This is a genomic window from Agromyces sp. MMS24-JH15, assembly GCF_043518605.1.
Taxonomy (GTDB): domain Bacteria; phylum Actinomycetota; class Actinomycetes; order Actinomycetales; family Microbacteriaceae; genus Agromyces.
This window is the reverse complement of the sequence record NZ_CP171358.1, coordinates 2,583,140-2,597,140: the sequence shown is the minus strand read 5'-3', so window position 1 is coordinate 2,597,140 and position 14,001 is coordinate 2,583,140. Positions and strand designations below refer to the sequence as shown.

The following is a 14,001-nucleotide window of genomic DNA, read 5'->3' as shown; positions in this document are numbered from 1 at the left end:
ACCCCGAGCCGGTCGGGCGCACGGGGCTAGGGTGGGCGCGTGCACGGGACCCCGCTCCGGATCGGCATCGTCGGCGCGGGCGCCGCAGGACTCGCGACCGCGTGGCTCCTCGACGACCACCACGAGGTCACGGTCCTCGAGCGCGACGACCGCCTCGGCGGCCACGCCCACACGCTCGACGTCGACGTCGACGGGCGCCGGATCGCGGTCGACGCCGGCTTCCAGTTCTTCTCCCCGGGCGACCACTACGCGGCGTTCAACGGGCTCCTCGACGCCCTCGACGTCCCGCGCGAGTCCGTACCCGGCGACCCTGACCGTCTCCGACACGCGTGGGGGACGTCCGATCGCCATGCCGCCGGTCCGCGGCGGCGTCCCGATCCTGCCATCGCTCGCTCCGCACTCGCTCGCGACGCTCATCCGGTTCCGGTCGTTCCTCGACGGGCTCCCGGCCTTCCTCGCCGCGCACGACACCACGATCACGGTCGCCGAGCACCTCGAGCGATCGCGCCAGCCGAAGCGCTTCGTGGACGCCTTCCTGCTGCCGCTGCTGCTCTCGTTCTGGTGCGTCGACCGCGACGAGTTCCTCGGGTTCTCGGCGTACAACGCGCTCTACTACCTCGGCGCGAACGCCGCGGCCGGCCTCCGCGCGGCCGGCCTCCGCGCGCCCGTGCAGAGCGAGATCCCCGGCGGCATGCGCACCTACGTCGACGCGCTCGCGGCCTCGCTCGGCCGCACGCGCGTGCGCGTCGGCGTCGAGGCCGTGCGCGCGGTCCGCGACGCCGACGGCTGGCAGGTGACGGATGCCTCGGGCGGCACGCACCGCTTCGACCGACTCGTGCTCGCGTGCGCGCCCCGGCGGGCCCGGGCGCTCGTCGCGGGGGTCCGCGGCGTCGAGCCCGTGGAAGCCCAGCTCGCACGGTTCGGCACGTTCCCCACGACCATCGCGGTGCACGGCGACCGCCGGCTGATGCCCGCGCACGAGGCATCCTGGTCGGTCGTGAACGCGCGGTGGGATGGAACGCACAGCTCGTTGTCGGTGTCGAACCCGCGACTCGGCGCGCCCGTGTTCAAGAGCTGGGTGACCTTCGACCGGGACCCGCCCCGCGACCTGCACGCGCTCGCCACGTACGAGCACAGCCGGATCACGCCCGACCACTTCGACGCGCAGGCCCGGCTGCGCGCGCTGAACGGCGCGCACGGGCTGTGGGTCGCCGGCCACTGGTCGCACGACGTCGACTCGCACGAGAGCGCGGTGCGCTCGGCGGTCACGGTCGCCCGCGGGCTCGCACCCGACTCGCGGCGACTCGGCCTGCTTGCGCCGGTCGGCTGAACCGCGCGCCCGGACCCGCGGCCGAGCGCCCGCGGCGCGCTCAGCGCGAGCGCTCGTCGGCCAGGTGGGCGACCGCCTCGGCGAGCGCGCGGATGCCTCGCGCGACATCCTCGACCGCGACCGACTCGTCGGGATGGTGGCTGATGCCGTCGCGGTTGCGCAGGAACAGCATGCCCACATCGGCGATGCGCCCGATCGACATCGCGTCGTGCCCGGCGGGGCTGAACAGGCTCGGGGCAACCCGCTGGCCCGTGCCCTCCTCGATGCCCGCGCGCACGACGTCCATGAGCGTCGGCGCGCACATCACCGCGCCGGCCGTGTGGAGCTCGCGCGCCTCCCAGCGCAGGCCCCGACGGCCCGCGATCTCGTCGAGCTCGGCCGCGATCGTGGTCCAGGCCGCATCGCGCGTGCCGTCGAACTCGCCCCGCAGGTCGAGCGTGAACCGCGCCTCCCCGGGCACGATGTTGACCGCGCCCGGGAACGCCTCGAGCTGGCCGACCGTGCCGATGACGTGGTGCTGCGCCCGGCAGATCCGCTCGACCGCGACGACCGCCTCGCTCGCGCCGATGAGCGCGTCGCGCCGTGCGTCGTAGGGCGTGCCGCCCGCGTGTCTGGCCTCGCCGTGCACCGCGAGCTGGAAGCGGCGGGCGCTCGCGATCGAGGAGACGACGGCGAGCGATTCGCCCGCGCGGTCGAGCCTCGGACCCTGCTCGATGTGCGCCTCCAGGTAGCCCGCGAGCTCGTCCGGGCGGCGCGCGGCCTCCGCGATCCGCGACGGGTCGAGGCCGAACTCGAGGAACGCCTGCCGGAGCGTGACGCCGTCCTGGTCGGCGAGCTCCCACCACGCCGGGTCCCACGCGCCCGCGACCGCCGAGCTGCCGAGCAGGGCCTTGCCGAACCGGGCCCCCTCCTCGTCGCTGAACGCGACGACCTCGACGCCGAACGGGAACGACGGGATCTCCCGCGCGAGCAGCCGCACGACCTCGATCGCCATGAGCACGCCCGCGATCCCGTCGTAGCGGCCCGCGTCGGGCACGGTGTCCAGGTGCGAGCCGAGCATCAGCACCGGGGCATCCGGGTCCCGTCCGTCGACGCGTCCGAGCTGGTTGCCGGCCGCGTCCTGCCGGGGTGCGAGGCCGACCTCGCGCATCCAGTCGGCGGCGATCCGGTTGACGCGGGCGTGCTCGGGCGAGAGGTAGACGCGCTCGATCCCGCCGTCCATCGACGAGATCGCGGCGAGGTCGTCGCACCGGGACATGACCCGGCGCGCCGCGGTCGCGATCGCGTCGGGGGCGAGGTCGAGGAGCGGTCGGGGCATCCGCGTCAGGCCGCCCGGTACGCGTCGATCGCGGCGTCGACGCCGGTGCCCGCGCCGACCGGGACGCCCGCGCGGCGCAGCACCTGCTCGAGCGCCGCGAGGGTCGTGAGGACGGCGTCCTTGCGCGCGTTGTGGCCCATCGTGCCGATCCGCCAGACCCGGCCCGCGAGCGGCCCGAACGACGTGCCGATCTCGATGCCGAAGTCGCCGAGGAGCGCGCCGCGGACCGCCTCCCCGTCGACCCCCGCCGGGATCTCGACCGCGACGACGTTGTGCATCTTGTGGGCGACGTCGCCGAAGACCCGCAGGCCGAGCGCCTGCACGCCCGCGAGCATCGCGCCGCCCGCGACCCGGTGCCGGTCGATGACCTGCTGCCGCCCCTCCTCGAGGATGATCCGCGCGCACTCGCGCGCCGCGTAGAGCATGCTCGTGGCCTCGGTGTGGTGGTTGAGGCGCCGCGGGCCCCAGTAGTCGAGCACCTGGCCGAGGTCGAAGTAGTTCGAACGCACGAAGTCGGGCGACGCGTCGTCGGGGTCGCCGTCGAGGCGCGGATCGCGGATGCCGGCCTCGATGCGCTTGCGCGCGCGGATCACGTCGACCGCGGCATCCGACAGGCTGATCGGCGCCGAGCCGCTGGGGCCCGACAGGCACTTCTGCAGGCCCGCGGTCGCCGCGTCGATGCGCCAGCCGTCCATCTCGAAGTCGTTGCCGCCGAGCGACGCGGTCGCGTCGGCGTAGAGCAGCGCGCCGTACCTCGCGCACACGTCGCCGAGCTCGTCGAGCGGCTGGTTCATGGTCGTCGACGTGTCGCCCTGCACGATCGCGACGAGGCGAGGCCGCACGCGCGCGACCGCGCGCTCGATCGCGGACGTCGGGAACACCTGCCCCCAGGCCGTCTCGATCGTGTGCACCTCGGCGCCCCCGCGCTCGGCGATCTCCGCGAGCAGGTGTCCGAACCGGCCGAAGATCGGCACGAGGACCAGCTCCCCCGGCTTCACGAGCGAGACGATCGCGGCCTCGATGCCGGCCCGCGAGGTGCCGTCGACGAGGAGCGTCGCCTCGTTGCGCGTCGCGAACACGCGCCGGTAGAGCGCCATCACCTCGTTCATGTACGCCGTCATCGAGGGGTCGTACTGGCCGACGAGCTGCGCCGACATCGCGCGGAGCACGCGCGGGTCGGCGTTGACGGGCCCGGGCCCCATGAGCAGGCGCGCGGGCGGGTCGATCTGGGGCGGGACGGTCTCGGTCATGCGCGGCTCCGTCGATCGGTGGGACTCGGATGACTCGGGTCGGGGCTCGGCGGCTCCTCGGTGCCCGTCGCGGCCCCGAGTTCGCGCATCCGCCGAACGAGGTCGACGTCGCGTTCGGCGGGACCGATGAGGCACGCGCCGACCGGCGCCGCGCCGAGCGGCGACGGGACGGTGAGGAACGGCGCCGAGATCGCCGGCAGCCCGCCGACGCCCGCGAGCACGGTGAGGCGGAGCGTCGCCGCGCGCGCGGCCTCGACCTCGCGGCCCGCCGCCGCCCGGCTCGGGGCCGGGCCGGGCGCGGTCGGCAGGACGACCAGCGCGTCCGCGACGAGCGCCCGGATCCGCTCGCGCTCGGCCTCCAGCAGCGCCCGGGCATCGCGCTCGGCCTGCGGCGCGACCTCGGATGCCGCGGCGAACCTGGCGGCGACATCGGCGCCGAGCGCCCCGGAGTGCGCCGCGACCCACTCGCCGTGGTTCCGCCACGCCTCCGCGGCCTGCACGACGCGGAACCCCTCCTGCAGCCGCGCGAGGTCGCCGACCCGGCCGACCTCGACGCCGTCGACGACGTCGAGCCCGGACAGCCGCGCGAGCCACGCCTCGAACGCCGCCCTGGTCCCGGGTTCCACGGCCTCGAGCGCCTCGGCCGGGACGAGCAGGCGCCGGGGCAGCGCATCGGCGCGCGGTGCGCCCGGGCCGCCCGGGACATCCGCGGCCGGGGCATCCGAGGCATGCCGCTCGATCGCCCAGCTCGCCACCTGCTCGAGCGTCGCGCCGTCGCGGGTCAGCCAGCCGACCGTGTCGAACGACTGCGCGAGCGGCACGAGCCCCTGGCGGGGCACGAGGCCGTGCGTCGTGCGCAGGCCCCAGAGACCCTGGTACGACGCCGGCACCCGGATCGATCCCGCGGTGTCCGTCGCGAGGCCCACCTCGGCTTGTCCGAGCGCGACGGCCGCTGCCGGTCCGCTCGACGAGCCGCCCGGCAGCGCCCCCGGCAGGGCACCGTTGGGCGGGGTCCCGTAGTGGGCGTTCCGCCCGGCGATGCTGTACGCGAACTCGTCGGTGCGGGCGATGCCGCGGATCGACGCGCCGCCCCGAAGCAGGTCGGACACCGCGGCCGCGGTCGTCGCCTCGGGGCCGGCCTCGGCGAGGCGGGACGGGTTGCCGGCGCCGATCCGGAAGCCCTTGATCGCGAACAGGTCCTTCACCGCGACCGTGAGCCCGGCGAGCGGCCCCTCGTAGGCGCCCTGGTACATCGGGTCGCCGACCGTGCGCCAGATCGACCGGTCGAACGCGGGCGCCCGGCCGGTCACGTGCGCGGCGGTGATGAGCCAGCGACCGTCGCGGCGCTCCCACAGCTGGGTCTGCAGGCCGCGCCCGCCGTCGCGGTACTCCGAGACCGAGACGAGCAGCGCCGCGTCCGGCCCGAGCGGACGCACCTCGAGGCGCGTGATCTCGCGGGGCGGCACCCCGCCGCGTTGCCCTCGGAACTCGCTGATCGCGTCGTGGCCGACGAGGAGGCCGGCCGCGTCGCCCCGGAGCGTCTCGGGCCCCGGTGCGAACGCCGCGTCGAGCGCATCGAGGTCGTTCGCCATGATCGCGCGCTCGTACGCCTCGAAGGCGTCCAGGAGGTCCTGCGGGATCGCGCCCGGGGCATCCGTCATCGTCCCTCCTCCGCTCCCGGGTCGCGGACGACCCGATCGAAGTCCGCGAGCCGGATCCGCGCGTGCACGCCGCACACCCGGTCGACCACCTGCGAGATGTCGAAGTCGGTCGCGGCGCTGAGGTACGCGTACGCGAGGTGTTCGTCGAGCCCCCACCGGGCGCGGATGAGCGAGAGCGCCTGCCGGACGCACGCGCGCATGGCCTCGTCGAGGTCGGCGTGCATGCCGGTCGGCACGAGGTACTCGGCGGTCCGCACGAGCGGGCCGGCGAGCTCGCCGTACTCGCGGAGGGCGTCGGCCCGCCGCACGACGTCGAAGCGCAGCGTCACGCGAAGGGATGCCTCGAGTGCGGTGAGCGCGACCTCGCCGTCGCCCTGCGCGAAGTGCGGGTCGCCGACGTAGGCCAGCGCACCCGGCACCTGGACCGGGAGGAGGATCGTCGATCCGGTCGTGAGCAGGTTGATGTCGACGTTGCCGCCGTGCGGGCCCGGCGGCACCGAGTGGGGGCGCTCGTCGCCCGAGACCGCGACGCCCATGATGCCGAGGAACGGGGCGAGCGGGAACTCGACCACGCGGTCGCCGCCCTCGACGACCGGGAGCAGGCCCACGAGCCGGCCGTCGCGCTCGGCGACGGGCGTGAAGACGCTGACGTTCGCCTCGCCGCGCGGCAGTTCGCCCGGCAGCGCGCCCCGGCCGTGCCGGTTCGAGATCACGCCGTACGGCACGCGCGGGACGGCGTCCAGGACCGTGATCGCGAGCAGGTCGCCCGGCTCGGCGCCCGCGACGTGGATCGGACCGGTCACGACGTGCGGGCCGTCGACCGCCGGGTCGCGGCGGACGGACGCGACGATCTCGGCCGCGTCGGCGAGCACGTCGCCCGGCGCGACGCCGTGCGCGCCGAAGAACGCGAGCGGGTCGGAGCCCTGGTCTTCCAGCAGGCCCTCGTGGCTCACGGTGTCGATCGTAACGACGTCGCCCGGGCCGACCGCGAGCACCGGGGCATCCGTCTCGCAGGGAAGCCGGCCCCAGATCACGGTGCCCGGCGTCGAGGCCAGGTACGCGCCCGGCGGGATCGGGCCCGTGCCCGGCTGGAGGATCGTCGCGGTCGTCGGCTGCTGCACTCGATCCCCTTCGTCGCGGCCGTCGGTTCCCGATGGGACGGCTCGCCACCATCATGGCGCGCGCCGTGTGAACGGCGTGTGAAGCGGGGACGCCGCGGCTACGCGGTCACGACGGTCGGGCTGCCGACCGGGGCATCCGCGCCCATCTCGGCGGCGATGCGGTTCGCCTCCTCGATGAGCGTCGCGACGATCTCGGCCTCGGGGACGGTCTTGATGACCTCGCCCTTCACGAAGATCTGGCCCTTGCCGTTGCCGGATGCCACGCCGAGGTCGGCCTCGCGCGCCTCGCCCGGGCCGTTCACGACGCAGCCCATGACCGCGACGCGGAGCGGCACGCTCATGCCCTCGAGGCCGTCGGTCACGTCGTTCGCGAGCTTGTAGACGTCGACCTGCGCGCGGCCGCACGACGGGCACGAGACGATCTCGAGCTTGCGCTCGCGGAGGTTGAGCGACTGCAGGATCTGCAGGCCCACCTTGACCTCCTCGACCGGCGGCGCCGACAGCGAGACGCGGATCGTGTCGCCGATGCCCTCGCTCAGCAGGATGCCGAACGCCGTCGCCGACTTGATCGTGCCCTGGAACGCGGGCCCGGCCTCGGTCACGCCGAGGTGGAGCGGCCAGTCGCCGCGCTCGGCGAGGAGGCGGTACGCCTTCACCATGACGATCGGGTCGTTGTGCTTCACGGAGATCTTGAAGTCGTGGAAGTCGTGCTCCTCGAAGAGGCTCGCCTCCCAGACCGCCGACTCGACGAGCGCCTCGGGCGTCGCCTTGCCGTACTTCTGGAGCAGTCGCGGGTCGAGCGAGCCGGCGTTCACGCCGATGCGGATCGAGACGCCCGCCTCCTTCGCCCGGCGGGCGATCTCGCCGACCTGGTCGTCGAACTTGCGGATGTTGCCCGGGTTCACGCGCACCGCCGCGCACCCGGCGTCGATCGCCGCGTACACGTAGTTCGGCTGGAAGTGGATGTCGGCGATGACCGGGATCTGGCTCTTCTTGGCGATGATCGGCAGCGCCTCGGCGTCGTCGCGGCTCGGCACGGCCACGCGGACGATGTCGCAGCCCGCGGCCGTGAGCTCGGCGATCTGCTGCAGCGTCGCGTTGATGTTCGGCGTCGGCGTCGTCGTCATCGACTGCACGCTCACCTGGGCGTCGCCGCCGACGAGCACCTTGCCGACCTTGATCTGCCGGGACTTGCGTCGCGGGGCCAGGACTTCGGGGACCTTCGGCATTCCGAGATTCACTGCAGGCACGTCGTCGAGTCTACTTCCGCGTCGTTCCGGCGGGTTCCCGTGATATCGGATGCCTCACGCGCAGCCGTCGTAGATCGGCATGGGGGCGCGGACCCGGCTGACGATGCTCGGATCGTCCCAGTGCTCCCAGTCGACGAAGTCGACGCCGAACCGCTGCGCGTGGATCGTCCCGTCGGGCCACGTCTCGTCCCGCTCGATGTAGTCCAGGTACGGGCCCGAGCATCCGCTCGGGTTCACCTGGAGACCGGGCATCGCCTCGAGCTCCGTCCACGACGTGCCGGCCTCGACGCCCTGCTCGGTCGTCAGCTCGATCGCCGCCCGCGACGGAGCGGTGAAGACCACCGAGTAGCTGGGCCGGTGGAGCGTCCGAGGCTCGTCGGCGAACTCGGCCGCCCGGTCGACGAATCGGTTCTCCCACAGTTCGAAGCCGTCCCAGCGGTGCGCGGTCGAGGGCACCGTGTGGTTCGATCCGCCGTACTCCTCGTCGACGGGCGGTGCGCCGAAGACGAGCGTGAGGGTCTCGATCGCGGGGCCCGCCGGCTCGAGGTAGTCGAGCGATGCGACGACGGCACCGCTCGCATCGCGGAGTTCCAGCGCCTCCGGCCGAGCCACGAGCGCCGTCACCGTGGCCAGCGGGTCGACGGGCGCCGCAATCGGCTCGGCGGTGTCGGTCGGCAGCGGTGTCGAGGGCTCGGGGCTGGGAGTCGGCGCCGGGGGCCCGCCGACGCACCCGCCCATGGCGAGCGCGAGCGAGACGGCGACGGCGGCGAGCGTGACGGCGCGGCGGGTTCGGGACATGGGACTCCTGGCTCGGGAACGCGGCCCCCGGAGGTCGGGCCGCCTGTCTCGATCCTGCCTGCGGTGCGGCACCCGGAGGTGCCGCACCGCATCACGATCGCGTATCGGGCGAGTCGACCCGCTTCATTCGGCCGACGCGGCCGACGCCGGCGACGCAGCAGACGCGGGCGACGCCACGAGCGCGAGCAGCGCCGCGCGGAAGTCCACCTGCCGCTCGAGGTGCGGCGAGTGCCCGCAGTCGTCGAACTCGACCTCGGTCACGGCGCCGCCGCGCGCGGCGTACGCCGCGAGCACCGCGCGCGTCTGCGACACCATGGGCTGCGGCGGCGCGACCTCGTCGCCGGGCCACCCGGGGATGATGCCCGCCTGCCCGAGCGTGTTCAGGTCGAAGAACGACGCGTCGCCGACGATCGCGTCGAGGGCGCCGTGGATCCAGAGGACGGGCGGCTTGGGCTCGAGGTCGACGATCGCGGACGTGTCGAACACGGTCGGCGCCATGGTGTTGAGGACCCCGTGCGCGCCGGGCGCGAAGCCGGGCCAGTGCTCGCTCGCGGTCGCGTCGCCGGGGTAGTTGCCCTCGCCGGTCGCGGTCGTCAGCATCGACTCGAGCCAGACCGCCTCGAGCTCGGACGCGTACCCGGGCGCGACGTAGCTCGACCGGTACACCGCGAGCGGCGACGTGCCGACCTCCTCGGTGCGGTCGCCGGCGGCGAGCCGCGCGACGAAGTCCGGGTTCGCGCCGCCGCCGCCCGTGCCCGAGGCATCCGGGTTCAGGAGCGACCCGTCGAGACGGGTGCCGCCGAAGCCGTACGGCGAGACGGTCGACTCGAGCGTGAGGCTCGCGACGAGCTCGGGCCGGTCCAGGAGCAGCTGCATCGCGACCCCGCCGCCCATGCTCCAGCCGACGACGTGCACGGCGCCGAGCGCGAGCTCGTCGATCACCGAAGCGACGTCGTCGGAGAAGTCCCGGACGCCCCGGGACGCGTCGACCGGCAGGACCTCGCTGCCGCCGAAGCCGCGCAGGTCGACGGCGATCGCGCGCACCGTGTCCGGCAGCGCGAGCATGAGCGGCTGCCAGAACAGGGACGACGACACGTTGCCGTGCACGAGGAGCACGGTGGGGCGGTCGGATGCCCCGCCCGGGGCATCCTGCTCGCGCTCGAGCACGTGGGCCGTGTACCTCGGGGTGCGCACGTGGCGCGCGGTGATGCCGGGGAGGATCGTGCCCACGGCGGGTCGGACGGTGTCGGTCATGCGGATGCTCCTTCGAGTGCGATGGCGAGCGGGGTCGGTGGCGGAGACGATCTCCTCGGTCGTCACGCCGGGTGCGGGCGCACCACGGCCGCGACCTGCGCGGCACCCGCATCCGACATGACGATCGTGTAGTGGTTGAGCCCCGACGTCTCCGTCACCCGCAGGGCGGGCAGCCGCGCGGCGTGCGCAGCGACCCGGTCGGGCGGGTAGAGGGCCTTCGGCTGGTCGAGCAGCCCGCGTCCGGCTCGCACGAAGTCGACGGGTGCCGCAAGCGACGCGAGGTCCTCGGCGTAGCCGTCGCCGCCGTCGAGTTCGAGCACGTTCTGGGCGACGGCCGCGGGCACGGCCGACGAGCGGAGCGCGGGGGCCGTGCCGACGAGGTCGTACGCGACGTAGTCGGCGACCCGGTCGTCCCACGCGGGGCCGATCGCGGGGTGGGCCGCCCAGAACGCGGCGTACGCCGCGTGGTCGGGGAACCGCATCTCGAGCCGGACGAGCGCCGGCCCGAGCACGGCCGCGGCGACCTCGTCGGGGGCGAGCCCCTCGGGCGGCGGGATCGGCAGGCCGCCGTCGACGAGCACGACGCCCGCGATGCGGTCGGGATGCCCCGCCGCGAGCCGGACCGCGACGAACGCGCCCATCGAATGCCCGACGACGAGCGCACGGTCGACGCCGAGCGCGTCGAGCACGCGCACCTGGTCGTCGGCGTGCTCGCGGAGCGACCACGGGCCGGGCAGGTCCGCACTCCGGCCGCGGCCGCGGAGGTCGGGTGCGATGATCCGCCGGTCGGGCAGCGCGTCGGCGACGTGGTGCCACGCCCGGTGGCTCGCCGTGATGCCGTGGATCGCGAGGATCGGCGTGCCCGGGGCATCCGCGCGCCACTGCCCGCCCGCGAGCTCGCCGCCGCGGACCGGAGCCGCGAACGGCTCGGGGCCGGTCACCTCGGGGCCGGCCACCTCGGGCCCGGTCACCTCGGGGCCGATCACCTCGGGCGCGGTCACCTGGCGCTCCATCCGCCGTCCATGGTGTGACTCGCGCCCGTCACCATGCCCGCGTCGTCGCTCGCGAGCCAGCGGACGAGGCTCGCGACCTCGGCGGGCTCGACGAGCCGCTTGATCGCGGACTCGGTGAGCATGATCCTCGGCACGACCTCGGATTCGGGGATGCCGTGGATGCGCGCCTGGTCGGCGATCTGCCGCTCGACGAGCGGCGTGCGCACGTAGCCCGGGTTCACGCAGTTCGAGGTGACCCCGTGCGGGCCGCCCTCGAGCGCCGTCACCTTCGACAGTCCCTCGAGGCCGTGCTTGGCGGCGACGTACGCCGACTTATACGGGGAAGCGCGCAGGCCGTGCACGCTCGAGACGTTGATCACGCGGCCCCAGCCGCGCTCGTACATGCCGGGCAGCACCGCGCGGATCAGCAGGAACGGCGCCTCGAGCATGATCCGCAGGAGCAGCGAGAACCGTTCGGGCTCGAACTCCTCGATCGGGCGCACGTGCTGGATGCCCGCGTTGTTGACGAGGATGTCGGCGTCGAGGCTCACGCCGGCGAGCGCGGCGGTGTCGGCCAGGTCGACCTGCCACGCCGAGCCGCCGATCCGCTCGGCGACGGCGTCGGCACCGTCGCCGTCGAGGTCGGCGATCGTGACGTGGGCACCGCCCGCGGCGAGCGCCTCGGCGCACGCGAGCCCGATGCCGCTCGCGCCGCCGGTCACGATCGCGCGGCGACCCTCGAGTCCGTTCATCCGTCCTGCCCCTCCCCCGTCCGCGCGCCGCGTCCGAGCGCGCCGCCGATGAACCGCATCACCTCGTCGAGCACGTGCTCGGGCACGGCATCGGTGCCCGACGCCAGCGGGTCGGCGTCGTGGCCCGCCCCGGCTCCGTTCCCCCACAGGACCCAGCGCATGCCGATCATCTCGCCCACGCCCATGAGCGCCCACGCCGCGACCGTCGGGTCGATGTCGGAGATCTCGCCGTCGAGCTGCGCCTGCCGCAGGCCCTCGATGTAGCCCTCGACGATGCGCGTGTAGTGCAGCCGCAGCGCACCCGGCGACACGAACTCGGCTTCGCGGACGACCCGGTACAGCGCAGGATGCTCCGCGGTGAAGCGGAAGAACGCGGCGAAGCCGGCGCGTTCGGCCTCGAGCCGGGTGGATGCCCCGCGCGCGGCCGCGCTCATCGCCTGGCGCACGCGGCGGTTGAGGTCCTCGACGAGTTCGTCGAACACCTGCAGCTTCGAGTCGAAGTACAGGTAGTACGTGCCCTGGCCGACTCCCGCGCGTTCGGTGATGCGCGACACCGAGGCGTCGGCGTAGCCGGACTCGGCGAAGACGTCCTCGGCGGCCTCCAGGAGACGCCGGCGCGTCTCGACGCCGCGCGCGGTGCGGGGTGCGGGGCTCATGCGCGGCTCCGCTCGGATGCGGGCTCGGACGCCGGGCTCGGATGCCGGCTCGGACGCGGGCCCAATCGCCGGCGCCGAGCGGGCGCGTTCGGCGAGGACGCGGCGCAACGCCTTGGAGGCGCCCGCCCGCGGGATCTCGTCGACGAACCGCACGTCGCGCGGGACCTTGTAGCCGGCGAGGAGGCCGCGCGCGAACCCGAGGAGTACGTCGGCGTCGACGTCGGCTCCCGGCCGGAGCACGACGAAGGCGGAGCCGGCCTCGCCCCAGCGCTCGTCCGGGACGCCGACCACGGCCACGTCGGCGACCGCGGGGTGGCCGCCCAGCACGGCCTCGACCTCGGCCGGCGCGACGCCCTCGCCGCCCGAGATGTAGACGTCGGAGAGCCGGTCGACGATCGTGACGTAGCCGTCGGCGTCGCGCCGGACGAGGTCGCCCGTGTGCAGCCATCCGCCGCGGAGCACCGCGGCCGTGGCATCCGGGTCACGGAAGTAGCCCGCGAAGACGCCGGGGCCGGCGACCAGCAGCTCGCCCTCGGCGGCGCCGTCGAGCACCTCGCCGGTCACGGGGTCGGCGACGGCGACCTCGACGTGCGGGTACGGCAGCCCGGCCGAGCCGGCGCGCTCGCGCGCCTCGCCGGCGGGCAGGCAGAGCACGTTCGGGGATGCCTCGGTGAGGCCGTACCCCTGCGCGAGCGCGACGCCGCGGTCGTGCCAGGTCCCGAGGAGCGCCCGCGGCATCGGGGCGCCGCCGACCACAGCCCGGGCGAGCCCCGACAGGTCGGCCCGCGCGAAGTCCGGGTGTTCCGCGAGGAAGCGGTAGGTCTCGGGCACGCCCATCATCGCGGTGATCCCGCGTTCGGCGATGAGCCGCAGGATGCGCCCGGGGTCGAACGTGCGCTCGAGCACGACCGTCGCCCCGACACGCCAGGCGAGGAGCGGCTGGATGTTCCACCCGCCGACGTGGAACTGCGGCAGGACCGCGAGCACGACGTCGTCGTGGGTGATCGGCACGATCGCCTCGAGCGACCGGTTCGTCCAGTCGCAGTTGGCGTGGGTGAGGACCGCGCCCTTCGGACGCGCCGTGGTCCCGGACGTGAAGAGGATGAGCACCGGGTCGTCGTCCTGGACGACGCGCGGTGCGCGGAGGGCGGGGCCGACGGCCGGCGCGCGATGCTCGACGCCGTCGGGGCCGAGCGCGGAGGTCGGGATGCTCCGGCCCAGGAGCCGCAGCGCCTCGTCGGCGGCGCCGCGGAATGCGTCCTCGACGAGCAGCAGGACCGGATCGGCGGTCCCCAGCTGCTCGGCGAGCTCGCGCGGGGTCAGCCGCCACGAGAGCGGGACGAGCACGAGTCCGGCCTTCGCACACGCGAAGAACAGCACGACGTGGTCGGCGCTCGTGCCGGTGATCGTCGCGATCCGGTCGCCGACCTCGCAGCCGGCGTCGGCGAGGCCCGCCGCGAGACGCGTGGCGCGGTCGTCGAGCTCGCGGTACGTGGTCGACACGCCGCGGTCCTCGATCGCGACCGCGTCGGGTGCGATCCGGGCGCGGTCCGAGGTCCAGCGCCCGAGCGTGCGTGCGCCGTCAGGCATCCGTCCACGCTCCCGGTCCGACCCGCATG

The 14,001-nt window shown here is 74.6% G+C and carries 10 protein-coding genes and 1 pseudogene; 1 reads left to right on the top strand and 10 read right to left on the bottom strand.

The window, feature by feature from the left end; genetic code table 11:
• Window positions 1-39: 39 nt before the first annotated feature.
• A pseudogene (locus tag ACDF64_RS11735) lies at window positions 40-1,330 on the top strand (FAD-dependent oxidoreductase).
• A 40-nt stretch (window positions 1,331-1,370) separates the two neighbouring features.
• Here ACDF64_RS11735 and ACDF64_RS11730 read toward each other — a convergent pair.
• From ACDF64_RS11730 to ACDF64_RS11685, 10 genes are all read right to left on the bottom strand, one after another.
• A complete protein-coding gene (locus tag ACDF64_RS11730; protein WP_394551485.1) occupies window positions 1,371-2,648 on the bottom strand; it encodes an allantoate amidohydrolase in 1,278 nt (425 codons plus the stop codon).
• 5 nt (window positions 2,649-2,653) lie between these two features.
• Window positions 2,654-3,898, bottom strand: coding sequence for a pyridoxal-phosphate-dependent aminotransferase family protein (locus ACDF64_RS11725; protein WP_394551483.1), 1,245 nt, complete (start codon window positions 3,896-3,898; stop codon window positions 2,654-2,656).
• Complete coding sequence (locus tag ACDF64_RS11720; protein WP_394551481.1) at window positions 3,895-5,559, bottom strand: AtzH-like domain-containing protein; 1,665 nt, start codon at window positions 5,557-5,559, stop codon at window positions 3,895-3,897. The genes ACDF64_RS11725 and ACDF64_RS11720 overlap by 4 nt, the downstream gene beginning before the upstream one ends.
• Window positions 5,556-6,680: an acetamidase/formamidase family protein gene (locus ACDF64_RS11715; protein ID WP_394551479.1), complete on the bottom strand. Its 1,125-nt coding sequence runs from the start codon at window positions 6,678-6,680 to the stop codon at window positions 5,556-5,558. The genes ACDF64_RS11720 and ACDF64_RS11715 overlap by 4 nt, the downstream gene beginning before the upstream one ends.
• Window positions 6,681-6,778: 98 nt before the next feature.
• Window positions 6,779-7,909 (bottom strand): flavodoxin-dependent (E)-4-hydroxy-3-methylbut-2-enyl-diphosphate synthase, encoded by a 1,131-nt coding sequence (gene ispG / locus ACDF64_RS11710; RefSeq protein WP_394555130.1) that lies wholly within the window; start codon window positions 7,907-7,909, stop codon window positions 6,779-6,781.
• A gap of 75 nt (window positions 7,910-7,984) precedes the next feature.
• A complete protein-coding gene (locus tag ACDF64_RS11705) occupies window positions 7,985-8,728 on the bottom strand; it encodes a hypothetical protein (RefSeq protein WP_394551477.1) in 744 nt (247 codons plus the stop codon).
• 123 nt (window positions 8,729-8,851) lie between these two features.
• Window positions 8,852-9,982: an alpha/beta hydrolase gene (locus ACDF64_RS11700; protein WP_394551475.1), complete on the bottom strand. Its 1,131-nt coding sequence runs from the start codon at window positions 9,980-9,982 to the stop codon at window positions 8,852-8,854.
• 62 nt (window positions 9,983-10,044) lie between these two features.
• The gene (locus tag ACDF64_RS11695; RefSeq protein ID WP_394551473.1) at window positions 10,045-10,995 is read right to left on the bottom strand and encodes an alpha/beta hydrolase; all 951 of its coding nucleotides are present in this window, start codon (window positions 10,993-10,995) and stop codon (window positions 10,045-10,047) included.
• Window positions 10,980-11,726: a 3-hydroxybutyrate dehydrogenase gene (locus ACDF64_RS11690; RefSeq protein ID WP_394551471.1), complete on the bottom strand. Its 747-nt coding sequence runs from the start codon at window positions 11,724-11,726 to the stop codon at window positions 10,980-10,982. Before ACDF64_RS11690 ends, ACDF64_RS11695 begins: the two co-directional genes overlap by 16 nt.
• Window positions 11,723-13,972, bottom strand: a complete 2,250-nt coding sequence (locus ACDF64_RS11685; protein ID WP_394551469.1) for an AMP-binding protein — start codon at window positions 13,970-13,972, stop codon at window positions 11,723-11,725. The genes ACDF64_RS11690 and ACDF64_RS11685 overlap by 4 nt, the downstream gene beginning before the upstream one ends.
• Window positions 13,973-14,001: the final 29 nt, after the last annotated feature.

Excerpts from the sequence above, each read along its gene's own strand:
- ACDF64_RS11705 (WP_394551477.1), bottom strand. The coding sequence starts at position 8,728 with ATGTCCCGAACCCGCCGCGCCGTCACGCTCGCCGCCGTCGCCGTCTCG.
- ACDF64_RS11720 (WP_394551481.1), bottom strand. The coding sequence starts at position 5,559 with ATGACGGATGCCCCGGGCGCGATCCCGCAGGACCTCCTGGACGCCTTC.
- ACDF64_RS11730 (WP_394551485.1), bottom strand. The coding sequence starts at position 2,648 with ATGCCCCGACCGCTCCTCGACCTCGCCCCCGACGCGATCGCGACCGCG.
- ACDF64_RS11700 (WP_394551475.1), bottom strand. The coding sequence starts at position 9,982 with ATGACCGACACCGTCCGACCCGCCGTGGGCACGATCCTCCCCGGCATC.
- ACDF64_RS11695 (WP_394551473.1), bottom strand. The coding sequence starts at position 10,995 with ATGGAGCGCCAGGTGACCGCGCCCGAGGTGATCGGCCCCGAGGTGACC.
- ACDF64_RS11725 (WP_394551483.1), bottom strand. The coding sequence starts at position 3,898 with ATGACCGAGACCGTCCCGCCCCAGATCGACCCGCCCGCGCGCCTGCTC.
- ACDF64_RS11685 (WP_394551469.1), bottom strand. The coding sequence starts at position 13,972 with ATGCCTGACGGCGCACGCACGCTCGGGCGCTGGACCTCGGACCGCGCC.
- ispG (WP_394555130.1), bottom strand. The coding sequence starts at position 7,909 with ATGCCGAAGGTCCCCGAAGTCCTGGCCCCGCGACGCAAGTCCCGGCAG.
- ACDF64_RS11690 (WP_394551471.1), bottom strand. The coding sequence starts at position 11,726 with ATGAACGGACTCGAGGGTCGCCGCGCGATCGTGACCGGCGGCGCGAGC.